Source organism: Cupriavidus sp. CER-90, assembly GCF_057652055.1.
Genome location: NZ_JBYGYM010000002.1, coordinates 2,798,578 through 2,816,860 on the forward strand (window position 1 = coordinate 2,798,578; position 18,283 = coordinate 2,816,860).

Genomic DNA, 18,283 nt, shown 5'->3' on the forward strand with positions numbered 1-18,283 from the left:
CAAGTCTGAGGACAACATGCGCCGAATGATTTCGCGCATTGCCGCGCTGGTGCTGGCACCGGTGGCGGCTTCGGTGGCCGGCATGGCGCTGGCCGCCGGGGCGGGGCAGGCGGCTGGCGCGTGCCGCGCCGGCACGCTGTACCTGACCTTCGACACCGGCAGCATGAGCCAGGCGGAGCTGATTGCCCGCACGCTGCGCCGCCACCATATTCGCGCCACCTTCTTCCTGGCCAGCGAACCGACCATCAACAAGGACAACTCGCTGGACCCGGCGTGGGCGCCGTACTGGAAATCGCTGGCCGCTGACGGCCACGCCTTCGGCACCCATACGTTCGACCATGTGTACCTGCGCAGCGTCAAGGGCGGCAAGGTCACCATGCGCCCGCAGTTCGGCGCGCAAGCCGGCCGCGATGTGGTCATGGACGAGGCGTCGTTCTGTACCGAACTGCGCCGCAGTGCGCAGGCGTTCCAGTCGATGACGGGCCAGCCGATGGTGCCGCTGTGGCGCGCCCCGGGCGGCCGCACCGCGCCGCAGACGCTGGCGTGGGCCGAGCAGTGCGGCTTCAGGCATGTGGGCTGGGCGCCGGCCGGATTCCTGGGCGACGAGCTGTCGTCGGAGACATTTCCGAACCAGGCGCTGCTGGACAAGGCACTGCGTGACCTGCGCGATGGCGATATTACGATGGCCCACCTGGGCATCTGGTCGCGCAAGGACCCGTGGGCGCCGGCCGTCCTCGATCCGCTGCTGACGGGGCTGGAGCAAAAGGGATTCTGCTTTGCCACCTTGCGCGAACATCCGCTATACAAGAACTGGATCGCGCAGCACGGCGCGGTGGAAGCCGGCGCGCAACCAATTTCCGGGTCGAAACGGTAATGTGGGACGCCTTCACTAACTGGCTCAATCTCTGGGTCGGCCAGATCGAGGCCACGGTCTTCCAGGACGTGATCCTGCCCGTGGTCTACAACCTCGGTTTTGGCGGCTATGCGGAGGACGCCTTTACCGGCACCGAATGGCTGCTGGTGGGCGTGGTGCAGATCGCCGTCATGGTGCTGATCCTGGGGCCGCTCGAAAAGCTGCGCCCGGTGGAGGCCGTGACCGACCGGCGCGCCATCCGGACCGACATGTTCTATACGGTGATCCACCGCCTGGGGCTGTTCCGGCTGGCCATGTTCTTCCTGCTGGCGCCGCTGATGGACGGCCTGGAAGGCCAACTGCGCCTGCTGGGCTGGCAGCGCATCAATGTGGAAGACTGGTGGCCGGGCGTGACATCGGTGCCGCTGGTCAGCTTCTTCGTCTACCTGCTGCTGTTCGACCTGCTCGACTACTGGTATCACCGGCTATCGCACACCTACCGGTGGTGGTGGAGCCTGCACGCGGTGCATCACAGCCAGCAGCAGATGACGCTGTGGAGCGACAACCGCAACCACCTGCTCGACGACATCCTGCGCGACGCCGTGTTCGCCACGGCCGCGCTGGCCGTCGGCGTGGAGCCGTCGCAGTACGTGCTGCTGGTGGCGCTGTCGCAACTGCTGCAGAGCCTGCAGCACGCCAACCTGAAGCTGCACTTCGGCTGGCTGGGCGAGCGGCTGCTGATCTCGCCGCGCTTTCATCGCACGCATCATGCCGTCGGGCTGGGCCACGAGCGCGCCGGCGGCGATGGCCGGCCGGTGCGGCTGGGCGGCTGCAATTACGGCGTGATCTTCCCGTGGTGGGACATGCTGTTCCGCACGGCCGTCTTCACCGACGTCTACTATCCCACCGGCATCCGCGACCAGCTGCCGCCGCCCACGGGGCGCGGGCGCAACTATGGTGGCGGCTTCCTGTCCCAGCAATGGCTGGGCATCAAGCGGCTTTTGCGTCTGGGGTGATGGGAACGCCCCCTGGGCTGTGCTAGGCTCTGGTGGCTTTCCTGAACACTCTTTTTCGCAGATCGCTGCATGAACGATATTCTTCGCGCGTTTGGGCGCGCCGTGGTCAGCCAGCTGCATCCGCGCATGCTGATGCTGACCGTCATCCCGTTTGTCCTGGCCACGGCCCTGTGGGGCGGCCTGATCTGGTGGGGCTGGGACCCGATCATGGGCACCGCCCGCGCGCTGCTGGAAGGTTCGGTCTTCACCAGCTGGATCTACGCCATGCTCGACTGGCTCGGCCTGCAGTCGCTGCGCACCGTGGTGGCGCCGCTGTTCGTGCTGACGCTGGCGATTCCGCTGGTCATCGCGTCGATGCTGATCTTCATCAGCCTGTTCTCGGTGCCCGCCGTGGTGAAGCACCTGGAGCGCGCCTATCCGGACCTGCAGAAGGCCCACGGCGGCAGCATTGCCGGCAGCGTGTTCCAGGCGCTGGGCAATACGGTGGTCTTCCTGCTGCTGGTGCTGGTCACGCTGCCGCTGTGGCTGATTCCGCCGTTTTTTGCGCTGATCCCGCCGGTGCTGTGGGGCTGGCTGACCTACCGCGTCATGACGTACGACGCGCTGTCCGAGCACGCCACGGCCGAGGAGCGCAAGACGCTGATGAAGCGCCACCGCATTCCGCTGCTGACGATCGGCGTGGTGGTGGGCCTGCTGGGCTCCGCCCCGACCTTGCTGTGGGTATGGTCGGCTGTCATCATCTTCCTGTTTCCGGTCGTGCTGGCCGGCACGCTGTGGCTGTACGTGCTGATCTTCATCTTCTCGGCGCTGTGGTTCGGCCACTTCTGCCTGCGCGCGCTGGCGGACCTGCGTGCCGAACGGGCCGCCGGGGCACCGCCGCCACCGCCGCCGGGCGACGTGATCGACCTGGCGCCGTCCGACGTGCGCCAGATCGGGCAGTCGTGATGGCGGACGCAACGGCGGCGTGAGCTTTCCATCCTGAGTCTTCAACCAAGAGGGGCATCATGGGTTTCGGTTTGATTGTCATCGGCGACGAGATCCTTTCCGGACGGCGCGAGGACAAGCACATGCGGCGCGCCATCGAACTGCTCGGCGAGCGCGGACTGGCGCTGGACTGGGCCGAGTACGTGGGCGACGAACGCGGGCGCATTACCGCCACGTTGCGGCGGACGTTCGCCGGTCCCGATGTCGTGTTCTGCACGGGCGGCATCGGCGCCACACCGGACGACCATACGCGCCAGTGCGCGGCGGCGGCACTGGGCGTGGACCTGGCACTGCACCCGGAGGCGCGCGAGCAGATCGCGCTGCGCATCGCGGAGACCGCCAACGGCGATCCGGTCAAGGCCGACCTGAATGCGCCCGAGAACCAGCATCGGTTCAAGATGGGCGAATTCCCGGTGGGCGCGCGCATCATCCCGAACAGCTACAACCGGATTCCGGGCTTCTCGGTGGCCGATCACCACTTCATGCCCGGCTTCCCGGTGATGGCCTGGCCGATGATGGAGTGGGTGCTCGACCACTACTACACGCACCTGTTCCATCTGGACGCCGAGCAGTCGCGGGCGTTCTACGTGTTCGAGGCCCCGGAATCGACGCTGACGCCGCTGATGGAGCAGGTGGAAGCCACGTTCCCGGGCATCCGCGTGTTCAGCCTGCCGTCGGTGGGCGACGTGACCCGAGGCGACCGCCTTGGGCGGCGGCATATCGACCTGGGGGTGAAGGGGCCAGCCGACCTGGTGCCGCCGGCCTACGCGATGCTGCTCGAAGGTGTCCGCGCGATGGGGTTCGAGATCGTCGAGCAGTAGGGCGGGGCGTCAGCTTGGCTGGCCGAAAAAAAGCGCATCACGGTGGTGATGCGCTTTTTTGTTTGCCGCGTGGGGCGCTGGCCGGCGTTACCGGACTCAGGCGCCGTGCCACGGCAGGCCGCGGAAGCACCAGCCTTCCACGGTCTTGCGGTGGTGTTCCTCGTCGCGCGGGCCCTCGAAGCCTTCCAGCACATCCATGGCCAGCGTGTAGCCGGCCTCGGTCGCCACGCGCGCGGCATGCTTCGAGCGGGCCGCGCTGCGGCACAGGAACAGCACCGGGGCGTCCTGCGGCACGCGCGCCTTCAGTTCGGCCACGAAATTGGGGTTCTGGGTGCCGCCCGGGTAGGTCGACCATTCGACATGCGCGAGCTGTTCGTCGGGCAGCGCCACGCCGCCCACCCAGTCCAGTTCGGCCTGGGTGCGTACATCGACCAGTACGGCCTTCGGGTCGGCCTGAAGCAGCGCGTAGGCTTCCTGCGGGGAGAGGGCGCCGTAGTAGGGGAGCTGGCCCTGTTGCTGACGGGCGTGGGCGGCCTGGAGGAGGGTGTCTCGGGTAGTCATTCTGTGTGACGAAGTCAATAAGAAAGCGATCAAAACTGGCGCGCTCGGACGGCTTGCGGGGGCGATCGCAAGAAAGCCCAATCTTTGCTGGGAGCCAGCCCGAATCGGCGCTATTCTAGCGCCCGGCCGTTGCGAGCGGCCCGAAAAATGGTGGCAAACCGGATGCGCCGTTTTGGTGCCAAACTGGTGCATTTATCACGGTTTGGCACTGTCACGGTGCCATGACTTGAATGATGCACCATAATGGTGTGTCATGGGTGTCGGGTCTGCCGGGCCGCGGCGGCAAAGCCAGGCGGGCTCAGGCCGGCAACCGGGATTGCATGCAATCCGCATCCCCCGTCGCGGTGCGGCCTGACAGGCAGATGCACGTTTTTCGGGAAGTCTGTGCGATTGGCGCCCCGTTGGGGGCAGGCGTTGGCACGCTTTCTGCTAACATCCCTCGTCCCTTTTGGGGCGGCCAGATCGGCAGGTCCGGAGGTCGCACCAACAATGGCTTTCTCAGACACAGCCTCGAATTTCCAGGAGATAGGCATGGCGCAGAGCGTTGCAGATGTGATGAAGCTCGTGAAGGAAAACGACGTCAAGTTCGTCGATTTCCGCTTCACGGATACCAAGGGCAAGGAACAGCACGTGTCGGTGCCGACGTCGCACTTCGACGAGGACAAGTTCGAAAGCGGTCACGCCTTTGACGGTTCGTCCATCGCGGGCTGGAAGGGTATCGAAGCCTCGGACATGCTGCTGATGCCGGATTCGGGTACCGCCTACATCGACCCGTTCTATGAAGAACCGACCCTGGTCCTGACCTGCGACGTGATCGAACCGTCGGACGGCAAGGGCTACGACCGCGACCCGCGCTCGATCGCCAAGCGCGCCGAGGCCTACCTGAAGAGCACCGGCCTGGGCGACACCGCCTTCTTCGGTCCGGAACCCGAGTTCTTCATTTTCGACGGCGTGACCTGGAACATCGACATGCAGGGCTGCTCGGTGAAGATCCAGTCGGAAGAAGCACCGTGGTCGTCGGGCAAGGAATTCGAGCACGGCAACAGCGGTCACCGTCCGGGCAAGAAGGGCGGCTACTTCCCGGTCGCCCCGATCGACACGTTCCAGGACATGCGTTCGGAAATGTGCCTGATTCTGGAATCGCTGGGCATTCCGGTCGAAGTGCACCACCACGAAGTGGCTGGCCAGGGCCAGAACGAAATCGGCACCAAGTTCAGCACGCTGGTGCAGCGCGCCGACTGGACGCAGCTGCAGAAGTACGTGATCCAGAACGTTGCGCACACCTATGGCAAGACCGCCACGTTCATGCCGAAGCCGGTCGTGGGCGACAACGGTTCGGGCATGCACGTTCACCAGTCCGTGTGGAAGGACGGCCAGAACCTGTTCGCGGGCAACGGCTACGCCGGCCTGTCGGAATTCGCGCTGTACTACATCGGCGGCATCATCAAGCACGCCCGTGCCCTGAACGCCATCACCAACCCGGGTACGAACTCGTACAAGCGCCTCGTGCCGGGCTTCGAAGCCCCGGTGAAGCTGGCCTATTCGGCCCGCAACCGTTCGGCCTCGATCCGCATTCCGTACGTGGCGAACCCGAAGGGCCGCCGTATCGAAACGCGTTTCCCGGATCCGCTGATGAACCCGTACCTGGGCTTCTCGGCACTGCTGATGGCCGGCCTGGACGGCGTGATGAACAAGATCCACCCGGGCGAAGCTGCCGACAAGAACCTGTACGACCTGCCGCCGGAAGAAGACGCAAAGATCCCGACCGTCTGCTCGAGCCTCGACCAGTCGCTGGAGTACCTGGACAACGACCGTGAGTTCCTGACCCGCGGCGGTGTGTTCTCGAACTCGATGATCGATGCGTACATCGAACTCAAGATGGAAGAAGTCACGCGTTTCCGCATGACGACTCACCCGATCGAGTTCGACATGTACTACTCGCTGTAAAGCGATAAGTGGGTTGCCAGGTTGTGACCGGGCAACACTTGCACCAGGAAGGGGCGGCTTCGGCTGTCCCTTTTTGTTTTGCGGCGACGTTGCTCGCTAGAATGGGGCTCCTTTTCCCAACCTTCATGTCGATGTTCATGAACGCCATTTCGAACAAGGGTTTCAGCATGGCCGGCGGCGCGCTGCCGCACCAAATGCGTGTGGGTTTCCCCATTCTGGTGACGATGGCCGCCCTGGCGCTGGCCGTCTGGGCGGCGCCGGCCGCGGCGCAGTCGTCGGACGTGTACATGTGCAAGGGCCCCAACGGCGTGCCCGAGTACCGCAACGGCAGCGGCGGCGGCAAGGACTGCAAGAAGCTCAACCTGCCCGACGTGATGACGGTGCCCGGCACGCGTACCAGCGGCGGTGGCACCACGGCGGCCGCCAGGCCGGCCGCCACGTCGCCGGCGGCATTCCCGCGCGTGGACAGTGCCACGCAGAAGACCCGCGATGGCGAACGCCGCACGGTGCTGGAGCAGGAACTGCAATCCGAGGAAGCCAGGCTGGCCGGACTGCGCGCCGAGTACAACAACGGCGAGCCGGAGCGCCAGGGCGGCGAGCGTAATTATCAAAAGTATCTGGATCGCACGGCACGGCTGCGCGATGACGTTGCGCGTAGTGAAGCCAATGTGGCTTCGCTTCGGCGGGAACTGTCGAATCTGAAGGATTGAAACCGATGCGTCGCCTGATTCGCGGAGTTTCGCGCAAGGTTACCGGGGCCGACCGCAAGCCGGACGTGGCCGGTTCCGAGGCCCCGGAAGTGCGTGATGCCGATATCCTGCCATTGGGCGATTTCGCATTGCATCCCGGCCTGGACGTGGTGGCCAACCCGGTGCTGCTGGTGCGCCAGCCGGGGCTGCGGGTGGTCTACGCCAATCCGGCCGCCGAGGCCAGCTTTGCCATGTCGCGCAAGGCCATGGTGGAGCTGACGCTGCCCGACCTGTTCGGCGCGTCGGAAGAGCTCGACACCATGATCGACTCCGTGATGGCCCGGCAGGTGGACGTGCGCCGCCAGGACCTGGTGCTGCGCCCGCCGCTGCAGGAACCGCTGCACGCCCACGTGGTGGTGGGCGGCATCGAGGGCAATTCGAGCACGGCGCTGGTCGAGATCCTGCTCAACGAGCAGAAGGTGCGCAGCGACCGCGAGGAACGCCTGATCGACCTGACATCGGCCAACAAGGAACTGATCCGCAATCTGGCGCACGAGATCAAGAACCCGCTGGGCGGTATCCGCGGGGCGGCGCAGCTGCTGGAATTCGAGCTGCCCGAGCGTGCGCTGCGCGAGTACACGCAGGTGATCATCAAGGAATCGGACCGCCTGCAGACGCTGGTGGACCGCCTGCTGGAGCCCCATCGCCACCCGCACATCGTCTCCGAACTCAATATCCACGAAGTGCTGGAGCGGGTGCGCTCGGTGGTGCTGGCCGAATTCCCGAACGGGCTCGATATCGTGCGCGACTACGATGCCAGCCTGCCGGAGCTGCGCGGCGACATGGAGCAGCTGATCCAGGCCGTGCTGAACATCGTCCACAACGCGGCGCAGGCGCTGCACGAGCGCATCGCCCAGGGGGACGCGCAGATCGTCCTGCGGACCCGGGTGGCCCGCCAGGTCACGATTGCCAAGCGTTTGTACAAGCTGGCATTGGACTTGCATGTGATAGACAACGGCCCGGGCATCCCCGAGGACATTCGCGAACGCATCTTCTATCCGCTGGTGTCGGGGAGGGATGGCGGTAGCGGTCTCGGTCTCACACTCGCTCAAACCTTCGTGCAGCAGCACGAGGGCTTGATCGAATGCGAGAGCCGGCCGGGCTGTACCGACTTCCGTATCCTGCTGCCGCTGCACTGACCGCCGATCCAGACATCGACGCGTCCCACGCGGCGATCCAGCGGGTCATACGGGAGACCACATGACACCGAGCAGACAAGCGACGCACATGAAGCCGATCTGGATAGTCGACGACGATCAATCAATCCGCTGGGTCCTGGAAAAGGCCCTTGCCCGTGAAAGCCTGCTCTCCCGCAGTTTTACCAATGTGCGCGACGTGCTCGCGGCGTTGGAAGAGGACGAGCCGCAAGTCCTGATTTCCGATATCCGCATGCCTGGCGGGTCGGGACTGGACCTGCTGCAGGCGATCAAGGCGCGCCACCCCGGGCTGCCGGTCATCGTGATGACCGCGTACTCGGACCTGGACAGCGCCGTGGCCGCCTTCCAGGGCGGCGCGTTCGAATACCTGGCCAAGCCGTTCGATGTCGACAAGGCTGTCGAGCTGATCCGCCGCGCGCTGGAGGAAAGCCTGCGCGAGGAGGAAATGGACGATCGGCTAGTCGATGCGCCCGAGATCCTGGGCCAGGCGCCGGCCATGCAGGACGTGTTCCGCGCCATCGGCCGCCTGTCGCAATCGAACGTGACCGTGATGATTACCGGCGAGTCCGGTACCGGGAAGGAACTGGTGGCGCGGGCGTTGCACAAGCACAGCCCGCGCGCCAACGGCCCGTTCATCGCGCTGAACACGGCGGCGATTCCGAAGGACCTGCTGGAATCGGAACTGTTCGGCCATGAGCGCGGTGCGTTCACGGGCGCGCAGACCATGCGGCGGGGCCGCTTCGAGCAGGCCGAGGGCGGTACGCTGTTCCTCGATGAAATCGGCGATATGCCATTCGATCTGCAGACGCGGCTGCTGCGCGTGCTGTCGGACGGCAATTTCTATCGCGTGGGCGGCCACAATCCGCTGCGCGCCAATGTGCGGGTGATTGCCGCCACCCACCAGAACCTGGAAACGCGGGTCAAGGAAGGACTGTTCCGCGAGGACTTGTTCCACCGGCTGAACGTGATCCGGCTGCGCCTGCCGCCGCTGCGCGAGCGGCCCGAGGACATCACGCTGCTGGCGCGGCATTTCCTGCAGAAGAGCGCCAAGGAACTGGGCGTCGAGCCCAAGCGCATGTCGGACGAGGCGCTGACCTACGTCAGCACGCTGCCGTTCCCGGGCAACGTGCGCCAGCTTGAGAACCTGTGCAACTGGCTGACCGTGATGGCGCCGGCGCAGACCATCGAGGTCAAGGACCTGCCGCGCGAGATGATCGATGCCGGGCATGGCGAAAGCCCGCCGGCGTCGCGTCCGCCGGCGCCCGACCTGCGGCCTGCCGGCGATTACGAGGCCGTGGACACGTCCGACTACGGCATGGGCGCGCCGGGCGGGGATGGCGACACCCTGGTGGCGACGCGTCCGCCCATGGTGACGACATCGTCGGCCATGGCGCCGGCCTATGCCGCGCCGGCTGTCACGCAGAGCTGGGAAAGTCTGCTGGCCGGCGAGGCAAAGTCGATGCTGGAATCCGGCCAGCCGGAAGTCATGGACGCGCTGACGCGCCGGTTCGAAAAGGCCGTGCTGGAAGCCGCGCTCGGCGTCACGCGCGGCCGCCGCGTGGAAGCCGCGACCCGGCTTGGAATTGGCCGGAATACGATTACGCGGAAGCTCCAGGAGCTGGGATTCGACTGAACCCCGGTGGCAATGCCGCGCAACGCGCAAACGTGACGGGAGGCCGGGTCGGGCCTCCCTTTTTCAATGGGGAACGTGGGAATCGCTTAGGGACTGACCGGCTCGGGCGCCTCATCCACCTGGAACGTGGGAAGCCACACGTCGGGCCCTGGCGCCACCAGAATCCTGCCGCGCGCCGACACCCGCTTGCCGGCCAGCGCGCGGGCCTGGCGGACCGTCATGCCGCGCAATTCCCAGAAGTCGAACGCGTCCGTTTCCAGCATGATCGTCGGGAACGGGTCGTTACCCCGGATCTGGATCTCTCCGACCAGCGTCTGCGGCGGCTCGACGCGCGGGTCGGTGGCACATGCCGTGATGGCCAGTGCGGCGAGGAGTGCGGGTGTTGCACCGAGGATTGCGCCGAAACGTGCTTTCACGTCGGGTCTCCGGAAGTGCAGGGTGACGGCGCACCCCGCCAACGCCTTATTGGACCACGACCGACAGCGATGTGCCCGCAGGAACCTCGACTGTCTCGCTGTACGTTCCGGTCACGGCACTGCGGACGATCGGCAGGCTGCCGTAGGGCTGCAACAGAAGCGGCACCGACTGCGTCAGCGTTCGAATCGGCAGGAAGTCCTGGGGATCGATCGACGGCAACCTGAAGTCACCGTCCACCCGTGCCGGGAAGCCAAAGCCGGCAGGGCTTGGCGTTTTCATCAGCGCACCCGCGGTCGCGGCAAACGCGCGTAGCTGTTCGCCGAAACCGGAAGTGTCCTTGACCGAGCGGATGGCCGAATCCAGAACCCGGACCGAATTGGTGCTGCTGAAATCGTTCAGCAGGGCTTTATAGAAGTCGAGTCCGAGCTGCCGGGTCAGGAACCCGCCGAGCGATCCGGAGACGGCATAGCTGTTGCAGGATGCCGATGCAACCCTGAAGTCGAGCAGGCTGCAGTTATAGGAACCGGCCCGGTAGCCGACGTAGTCCGGAAAGCGCATGTCGCGGATCGTGTTGTAGTCCGGGCTGACGGCATCGCTGACCAGATCCTCCAGCATCATGGCTGAAGCTTCCTCCAGCCACGGTTCAAACATGTACGCGGGCCCCTTGGCCACGCCTCGGCGGTAGAAGCTCTGCAGGTGCATCGCTTCATGGATCATCGTAGAGACCATTTCCGTCAGCGCCGCGGGGTCGTCCAGATAGAGCGCCTCGGCATCCATGTACAGCGATACCGACTCGTTGCTGTAAGGATTGGTGACCGGATGCCGGGCGATGGCATTCCGTCCATAGAAGTACCCGAGCATGCCGGTCGGACGCTCGTCGTTGTTGAAATTCAGGATCACGATGTCGATGGGCTGCCCGGTCGCGGGGATCAACTCCGAATAGTCGTGCGGCCCCCAAAGTGGGCCACCGACCGAGGTGAGCGTGTCGTAGAGCCGTCCGGCGGGCGTAAAACTGTCTGCAAGCAGCGCCACGATTTCAGGGCTCACCCTGTCTGGCGTATTTTCTGATTCCTCCACCCAGAAATTGACGGTGGTGCCGTCGCTGGTGGCGCGCTGGAGCACCAGCGTGGCCGAACGCGCGGTATCGTCGGCGTGGTACCAGGTTCTGGTAGTGTTCGCGACCGCGGGGGCCTGGCTCTGCCGTGCCGAGAAGGCCGGCATGCTGCTGCGCTTGCCGGCGAGTGCCGCCCAGCCTTCGCGATTGAAGTCCGCAATGCGTTGCCGGACGGCCTGCTCGCCATCCTCGTTCCATCGCAGCGCGTTCGCCGCGACCGGGGATGCCTGCGGCGTCGTCAGCGAAATCGTTGGCATGATCTTCGGCACGGCGGTCTGGTTGGTAAAGACCAGCGTGACGTCCTGCCCGCTCAGGCCGTCGATCCGGACCGGGATCCTGGCCGGGGTGGCAGAGGCGTTGATGGCTTGCCACACGCCCACGCCATTGCCTGCATAGGTATTCGCGCTGACAGTGCCGCAGTTGCTGCAGGCCGGCGACACCGTGCGGGGCGGGTCCGGCAGCGGCGCGGGCGGCGGTGTTTCGGGTGCGGGTGCGGGTGCGGTTGGGGGTGCCGGCGCGGGCGCGGGCGCCGCGACAGTCGTGGGTGGCGCGGACGGTTCGCCATCGCCACCACCGCCACAGCCGCCGAGCGTGGCGGCAGCCAGTAGTGCTGCGGATACGGACTTCGAATGCGCAAGGATGCGCGACGTGTTTGTCATGACGATTCCCCTCGAATGTCGGTTGGCGAAGCCGGGCGCCATCGCGGCGCAGCGGTGCTTATACCGGCGTGGATGGCAGGTTCGCCGTCCACACGAGGGGAAATCGAGATTAATTGACGGCCGTCATGCCAACTGTTTCAGCGTTAAGACCCTTTCTGCCATTTCCGTAAATCCTTCGCCGCCGGACGCGTCGGTGATGTAGGCCGGCTTCACTGGCAGTTTGTCCAGAATGTCGCGCACGTTGGCGACGCCCACCGACAGCGGGAAGTGCCCGAACATCGCCACGTCATTGGCCGAATCGCCAATGAACAGCCATTCGTCGCGCCTTGCGTCGATATCGTCCCCGAGTAATTCCGCGACACAGAGCCGGCTCATCGACAGCTTGTCGTGATGGCCGAACCAGCCATTGACGTGGATCGAGCTGACCGTGGCCGTCATGCCGGCGCTGCGCATGATCGCCACGATGCGGTCCACGGCGGCCTGCGGCAGCGGCGATACGTCCTCGGCGTGGTCGATGGCCAGGTCGGCCGCGTGCCATGCCTGATCCGAGGCCAGCGCGCAGCCGGGGACTTCGCGCAGGATTTCCTGGCCCAGTGCATGGATGCGGAACAGGTTCGCCTCGCGGGTGGCGGCGTCGTCCAGGAAACGCGTGATGAGTTTGTTGTCGACAAGATGCGAATAGAACGCACCGTTTTCGCCGATGATGGCGTCCACCGGCCATAGGCGGGTGAGGATTTCCGCCCACGCGATGCAGCGCCCCGTGACCGGAATCACGTGCAGCCCGGCCCGTTTGAGGCGGTCGAGCGCGACGTAGGTGGAGGCCGGCAGGCGGCCGTCGGTGGTCAGGGTGCCGTCGATGTCGGTCAGGATGCCGCGGACACGGCGCAGCGCGCTGTCGGGCAGGGCGGAAAAGGAGGTCGGTACGGTCATGGCGGGGCATTGTAGCCGTGGCGAACCGCGCCCGGCGTGGCAATTGTCTGTCGTCAATATGCTGCAACATTCTCTTGCGCAAGGGCGGGTTTGCCCGGTGTTCGATGACAACGGAGCGGCGTAACATGCCTGTCACAAAAAATGCATACAGTCGGTCGCTTTTTCAAAAAAACTGTCGCACCGAACGGCCTCAGGAGAAATACCATGTCCTTCCCGCGCTTCGCAGTGAAATTCGCCGCAGTGGCCAGCCTGGCCCTCGCCGGCACGGCCCACGCAGCCGTAGAGATCCAGTGGTGGCACGCCATGCAGGGCGCGCTGAACGACAAGGTGAACGAGATCGCCAACAAGTTCAACGCCAGCCAGTCCGATTACAAGATCGTGCCCGTGAACAAGGGCAATTACGACGAAACCATGGCCGCCGGCATTGCAGCGTTCCGCGCTGGCGGCGCCCCGGCCATCCTGCAGGTGTTCGAGGTGGGTACCGCCACGATGATGAGCGCCAAGGGCGCCATCAAGCCGGTGTCCGTCGTCATGAAGGAATCGGGCGAGAAGTTCGACCAGAAGGCCTATATCCCGGCCGTGGCGGGTTACTACACCTCGTCGAAGGGCGAGATGCTGTCGTTCCCGTTCAACAGCTCGACCACCGTCTTCTATTACAACAAGGACGCCTTCAAGAAGGCCGGCCTGTCGGCGCCGCCGAAGACCTGGCCCGAGGTCATGCAGTATTCGGCCAAGCTCAAGGCGGCCGGCAGCAGCTGCGCGTACACGACCGACTGGCAGAGCTGGGTGCACCTGGAGAGCTTCTCGGCCTGGCATAACACGCTGTTCGCGTCCAAGAACAATGGCTTTGGCGGCACCGACGCCCGCCTGGTGTTCAACAGCCCGCTGCACGTGAAGCACATCACGAACCTGCAGGAAATGGTCAAGAAGGGCTATTTCAGCTACGGCGGCCGCAAGTCGGAGTCGCAGGCCAAGTTCTATAACGGCGAATGCGCGATGTTCACCGGCTCGTCGGCGTCGCTGGCCAATATTCGTAAAAACGCCAAGTTCCAGTTCGGCGTGTCGCAGCTGCCGTACTACGCGGACGTGCAGGGGGCTCCGCAGAACACGATCATCGGCGGTGCCTCGCTGTGGGTGATGGGCGGCAAGAAGGCCGAAGAATACAAGGGCGTGGCCAAGTTCTTCACGTTCCTGTCGCAGCCCGAAATCCAGTCGGACTGGCACCAGGCCACCGGCTACCTGCCGGTGACAATGGCCGCCTATGAGCTGACCAAGAAATCAGGTTATTACGACAAGAACCCGGGTGCCGACGTATCGGTGGAGCAGATGGTCGTGAAGACCACCGAGAAGTCGCGCGGCGTGCGCCTGGGCAACCTGGTGCAGATCCGCACGATCGTCGACGAGGAGCTGGAGTCGGTGTGGGCCGGCAAGAAGGAACCGAAGGCGGCGCTGGACGCGGCCGTGGCACGCGGTAACGAACAGCTGGAACGCTTCCAGAAGACCGCCCGGGATTAAGCCCGGCCGGTGCGGCACCCGAGCGGGCGGCGGCACAACCGTCGCCCGCTCGCCGTTTGTTCAGTCGTTCAGTCGTTCAGTCGTTTGGCCGTTTGGTCGTTTAGTCTCAGGGCGGACTCCATCCCATGGAAAAACGCGTCGTATTCCGGTCGCCGTGGCTGCCGTATCTGCTGGTATTGCCGCAGATCGTCATCACGCTGGTCTTCTTCTTCCTGCCCGCCGGGCAGGCGCTGTGGCAGTCGATGCTGCAGCAGGATGCCTTCGGCATCCATCTCGATTTCGTCGGCGCCGACAACTTCGTCACGCTCTGGAACGATCCGAACTACATCGAATCGTTCCAGGTGACGGCCGTCTTCGCCATCGGCGTGACGGTGGTGGGCCTGTCGGTGGCGCTGCTGCTGGCGTACTTTGCCGACCGCGTGGTGCGCGCCGCCACCGGCTACAAGACGCTGCTGATCTGGCCGTACGCCGTGGCGCCGGCCGTGGCGGGCGTGCTCTGGATGTTCATGTTCAACCCGACGCTGGGCGTGGTGTCGTACGCGCTGCGCAAGATCGGCGTGGACTGGAACTACCTGCTGGACAGCAACCAGGCGCTGGCGCTGGTGGTGCTGGCGGCCGCCTGGAAGCAGATCAGCTACAACTTCCTGTTTTTCCTGGCCGGGCTGCAGAGCATTCCGAAGTCGCTGATCGAAGCGGCGGCCATCGATGGCGCCGGGCCGTGGAAGCGGTTCTGGTCGATCGTGTTCCCGCTGCTGTCGCCGACCACGTTCTTCCTGCTGGTGATCAATGTGGTCTACGCGTTCTTCGACACCTTCGCGATCATCGACGCGGTGACGCACGGCGGCCCGTTCAACTCCACGAACACGCTCGTGTACAAGGTGTTCCACGATGGCTTCCGTGGCATGGACATCGGCGGTTCGGCCGCGCAGTCGGTGGTGCTGATGGTGATCGTGATCGCGCTGACCGTGGTGCAGTTCCGCTTCGTGGAACGCAAGGTCCAGTACTGACAGGAGGATAGGCAATGGTAGAGCGTCGTCCTGTACTGGACTTCATTACCCACGTGGTGCTGATCCTGGGCATCGTCGTGGTGGCATTCCCCGTGTACCTGACCTTCGTGGCGTCGACGCTGACGGCCGAGCAGGTGCTGGATGCCCCCATGACGCTGATCCCGGGCAGCCACCTGATCGACAACTATCGCACCGTGCTGTTCCAGGGCGTGGGCGAGTCGGCATCGCCGGTGTCCACGATGATGAAGAACAGCCTGATCATGGCGCTGGGCATCGCGCTGGGCAAGATCGCGATCTCGATCATCTCGGCCTTCGCGGTGGTCTATTTCCGCTTTCCGCTGCGCAAGGTCTTCTTCTGGATGATCTTCATCACGCTGATGCTGCCGGTGGAAGTGCGGATCCTGCCCACCTACAAGGTGGTGTCGGATCTGGGCCTGCTGGACAGCTACTTCGGGCTGACGATTCCGATCATCGCGTCGGCCACGGCCACGTTCCTGTTCCGCCAGTTCTTCCTGACCATTCCGGACGAACTGGCCGAGGCGGCCCGCATCGACGGCGCCGGCCCGCTGCGCTTCTTCTGGGATGTGGTGCTGCCGCTGTCGCGCACCAGCATCGCGGCGCTGTTCGTGATCCAGTTCATCTACGGGTGGAACCAGTACCTGTGGCCGCTGCTGATCACCACGCAGAAATCGATGACGCCCGTGGTGGTGGGCGTCACGCAGATGATCTCGCGCTCGGGCGATGCGGCCACCGACTGGAACCTGGTGATGGCCACGGTGATGCTGGCGATGATCCCGCCGGCCGTGGTGGTCGTGCTGATGCAACGCTGGTTCGTCAAGGGCCTGGTGGAAACGGAAAAATAAGGTCAGACATGGCAAGGCTGTCTCTTCGAAACGTACAGAAGACCTATGCCGGCGGCACCCAGGTGGTGCATGGCATCGATATGGAAATCGCCGACGGCGAGTTCATCGTGATCGTTGGCCCGTCCGGCTGCGGCAAGTCCACGCTGCTGCGCATGGTGGCGGGGCTGGAAACGATCACCGGCGGCGAGGTGCATATTGGCGACAAGGTCGTGAACGACCTGGAGCCGGCCGAGCGCGACATCGCGATGGTGTTCCAGAACTATGCGCTGTATCCGCACATGAGCGTCTACGACAACATGGCGTACGGCCTCAAGATCCGCGGCATGTCGAAGGCCGAGATCGCGCAGCGGGTGACGCACGCGGCCGGCATCCTGGAACTGGCGCCGCTGCTCGAACGCAAGCCGCGCGCGCTGTCGGGCGGCCAGCGCCAGCGCGTGGCCATGGGGCGCGCCATCGTGCGCGAGCCGGCGGTGTTTCTGTTCGACGAGCCGCTGTCGAACCTCGATGCCAAGCTGCGCGTGCAGATGCGGCTGGAACTGAAGGACCTGCATCGCCGCCTGAAGACCACCAGCCTGTACGTGACCCACGACCAGGTGGAGGCCATGACGCTGGCCGACCGCATGATGGTGCTCAACGGCGGACGGGTCGAGCAGATCGGCACGCCGCTGGAAGTCTATTCGCGCCCGGCCAGCACGTTCGTGGCCAGCTTTATCGGCTCGCCACCGATGAACCTGGTGCCGGTGGCGCGCAATGGGTCGGGCCAGGGTACCCAGGGCGGCGAGGCGCAGATGCGCGTGCTGCCGAAGGAAGGGCAGGGCGCAGCGGCCACGCTGGGTCATCTGCCGATGGGCCTGCACCTGCCCGAGCAGGCGCTGATGGGGCTGCGCCCCGAACACATCGAGCCGTGCGCGACGCACGAGGCGATTGCCGAGGTCGATGTGCGCGTGGTGGAGGCGCTGGGCGCCGACTCGTTCGCGTATGGCACGCTCGGCGGCCAGCCGATCGTGGTGCGGCTGGACAGCCATATGCCGGTGCGCGCCGGCGACAAGCTGCCGATCACGGCATCGGCCGACCACCTGCATTTCTTCGACATGCAGCACGGCAGGCGGATCGAGGCGCTGGCATGAGCGATATCCGGACGCGCTGGCCGTATCCGCGCCATATCGCGCACCGTGGCGCCGGCAAGCTGGCGCCCGAGAACACGCTGGCGGCATTTCGCCACGGCGCGTCGTTTGGCTACCGGATGTTCGAGTTCGACGTGAAGCTGTCCGGCGACGGCAAGCCCGTGCTGATGCACGACGCCACGCTGGACCGCACGACCTCCGGCCACGGGCGCGTCGATGCGCTGACGCTCGGCGAGATCGCCTTGCTGGACGCGGGCAGCTGGCACAGCCCGGCCTTTGCCGGCGAGCCGGTGCCCACGCTGGCGGCCATCGCCCGCTATACGCAGGCCAACGGCTTCCTGGTCAATATCGAGATCAAGCCGGTGCCGGGTGCCGAATATCGCACCGGTGCTGCGGTGGCGCTTGACGCACTTTCGTTGTGGAAGGGCGCTGCGGTCCCCCCTCTGCTATCGTCGTTTTCCGAGGTCGCGCTCGAAGCGGCGCGCCTGGCCGCGCCGGGCCTGCCGCGTGCATTGCTGCTGGACAAGCTGCCGGCCGACTGGCTGGACCGGCTGCGGCGTCTGGACTGCGTGGCGCTTGATTCGAATCATCGCGAACTCGACGCCAAAGTCATTGCCGACGCCCATGCGGCAGGCTTCAAGGTCCTGTGCTACACGGTCAACGACCGTTCCCGCGCGCAGGATCTGCTGTCCTGGGGCCTCGATGGCCTGATTACCGATGCGGTTGACCAGATCGAACCGCAACCGTAACGTTCCTGGACACACTGTCTCGATTTTGCATCACGAAAAGTCCCCACTGTCTGGGGGATTACATGCTATGCTCTGCGAGTGAAGACTTAGGTCCTTCCCGCACAACTTGCCCTTTCGGGTCTGGCGGCGAGACCGAGACAGACGGCACCCCCGGGTGCCGTTCGTTCAAGGTGGTAACCGCAGG

The 18,283-nt window shown here is 65.1% G+C and carries 17 protein-coding genes; 13 read left to right on the plus strand and 4 right to left on the minus strand.

The genetic code is table 11. The features are described from left to right. Positions 1–16 precede the first annotated feature (16 nt). The 4 genes from AC24R4_RS23430 (at position 17) to AC24R4_RS23445 (ending at position 3,674) form a co-directional block, all read left to right on the plus strand. Positions 17–874 carry a polysaccharide deacetylase family protein gene (locus tag AC24R4_RS23430; RefSeq protein ID WP_400395229.1) on the plus strand — a complete coding sequence of 286 codons (858 nt, stop codon included), beginning with the start codon at positions 17–19 and terminating at the stop codon, positions 872–874. Further along, entirely contained in the window at positions 874–1,869 is a 996-nt protein-coding gene (locus AC24R4_RS23435) for a sterol desaturase family protein (RefSeq protein ID WP_400395232.1), read from the plus strand. Before AC24R4_RS23430 ends, AC24R4_RS23435 begins: the two co-directional genes overlap by 1 nt. A gap of 69 nt (positions 1,870–1,938) precedes the next feature. Further along, entirely contained in the window at positions 1,939–2,814 is an 876-nt protein-coding gene (locus AC24R4_RS23440; protein ID WP_400395234.1) for an EI24 domain-containing protein, read from the plus strand. 59 nt (positions 2,815–2,873) lie between these two features. Continuing rightward, a complete protein-coding gene (locus tag AC24R4_RS23445; RefSeq protein WP_400395235.1) occupies positions 2,874–3,674 on the plus strand; it encodes a competence/damage-inducible protein A in 801 nt (266 codons plus the stop codon). A 96-nt stretch (positions 3,675–3,770) separates the two neighbouring features. On the opposite strand, the gene AC24R4_RS23450 is transcribed toward AC24R4_RS23445, so the two are convergent. Beyond that, positions 3,771–4,235, minus strand: coding sequence for a rhodanese-like domain-containing protein (locus AC24R4_RS23450; protein ID WP_487523682.1), 465 nt, complete (start codon positions 4,233–4,235; stop codon positions 3,771–3,773). Positions 4,236–4,766: 531 nt separating this feature from the next. Here AC24R4_RS23450 and AC24R4_RS23455 point away from each other — a divergent pair. From AC24R4_RS23455 to ntrC, 4 genes are all read left to right on the plus strand, one after another. Continuing rightward, positions 4,767–6,182: a 3-hydroxylaminophenol mutase gene (locus tag AC24R4_RS23455; RefSeq protein WP_092594071.1), complete on the plus strand. Its 1,416-nt coding sequence runs from the start codon at positions 4,767–4,769 to the stop codon at positions 6,180–6,182. Between the two features lie 137 nt (positions 6,183–6,319). Next, entirely contained in the window at positions 6,320–6,892 is a 573-nt protein-coding gene (locus AC24R4_RS23460) for a DUF4124 domain-containing protein (RefSeq protein WP_487523683.1), read from the plus strand. A gap of 5 nt (positions 6,893–6,897) precedes the next feature. Continuing rightward, complete coding sequence (glnL, locus tag AC24R4_RS23465) at positions 6,898–8,070, plus strand: nitrogen regulation protein NR(II) (RefSeq protein WP_487523684.1); 1,173 nt, start codon at positions 6,898–6,900, stop codon at positions 8,068–8,070. An 88-nt stretch (positions 8,071–8,158) separates the two neighbouring features. Beyond that, positions 8,159–9,721: a nitrogen regulation protein NR(I) gene (ntrC, locus tag AC24R4_RS23470; protein WP_487523980.1), complete on the plus strand. Its 1,563-nt coding sequence runs from the start codon at positions 8,159–8,161 to the stop codon at positions 9,719–9,721. 86 nt (positions 9,722–9,807) lie between these two features. Here ntrC and AC24R4_RS23475 read toward each other — a convergent pair whose 3' ends face one another. The 3 genes from AC24R4_RS23475 to AC24R4_RS23485 form a co-directional block, all read right to left on the minus strand. After that, positions 9,808–10,137 (minus strand): hypothetical protein, encoded by a 330-nt coding sequence (locus AC24R4_RS23475; RefSeq protein WP_487523685.1) that lies wholly within the window; start codon positions 10,135–10,137, stop codon positions 9,808–9,810. A 46-nt stretch (positions 10,138–10,183) separates the two neighbouring features. Then, a complete protein-coding gene (locus AC24R4_RS23480; protein ID WP_487523686.1) occupies positions 10,184–11,911 on the minus strand; it encodes a M30 family zinc metallopeptidase in 1,728 nt (575 codons plus the stop codon). Between the two features lie 123 nt (positions 11,912–12,034). Then, positions 12,035–12,841: an HAD-IIB family hydrolase gene (locus AC24R4_RS23485; RefSeq protein ID WP_400394720.1), complete on the minus strand. Its 807-nt coding sequence runs from the start codon at positions 12,839–12,841 to the stop codon at positions 12,035–12,037. Positions 12,842–13,045: 204 nt separating this feature from the next. Between AC24R4_RS23485 and ugpB the strand changes: the two genes are divergently transcribed. From ugpB to ugpQ, 5 genes are all read left to right on the plus strand, one after another. Next, on the plus strand, positions 13,046–14,356 hold the full coding sequence (ugpB, locus tag AC24R4_RS23490) for a sn-glycerol-3-phosphate ABC transporter substrate-binding protein UgpB (protein WP_400394719.1): 1,311 nt from the start codon (positions 13,046–13,048) through the stop codon (positions 14,354–14,356). Between the two features lie 125 nt (positions 14,357–14,481). Beyond that, positions 14,482–15,363, plus strand: coding sequence for a sn-glycerol-3-phosphate ABC transporter permease UgpA (gene ugpA / locus AC24R4_RS23495; protein ID WP_092594064.1), 882 nt, complete (start codon positions 14,482–14,484; stop codon positions 15,361–15,363). Between the two features lie 14 nt (positions 15,364–15,377). Next, a complete protein-coding gene (gene ugpE, locus AC24R4_RS23500; protein WP_400394718.1) occupies positions 15,378–16,226 on the plus strand; it encodes a sn-glycerol-3-phosphate ABC transporter permease UgpE in 849 nt (282 codons plus the stop codon). Between the two features lie 8 nt (positions 16,227–16,234). Next, positions 16,235–17,353: a sn-glycerol-3-phosphate import ATP-binding protein UgpC gene (locus tag AC24R4_RS23505; RefSeq protein WP_400394717.1), complete on the plus strand. Its 1,119-nt coding sequence runs from the start codon at positions 16,235–16,237 to the stop codon at positions 17,351–17,353. Further along, positions 17,350–18,099 (plus strand): glycerophosphodiester phosphodiesterase, encoded by a 750-nt coding sequence (gene ugpQ / locus AC24R4_RS23510; protein WP_487523687.1) that lies wholly within the window; start codon positions 17,350–17,352, stop codon positions 18,097–18,099. The genes AC24R4_RS23505 and ugpQ overlap by 4 nt, the downstream gene beginning before the upstream one ends. The last annotated feature ends 184 nt before the right edge of the window (positions 18,100–18,283 follow it).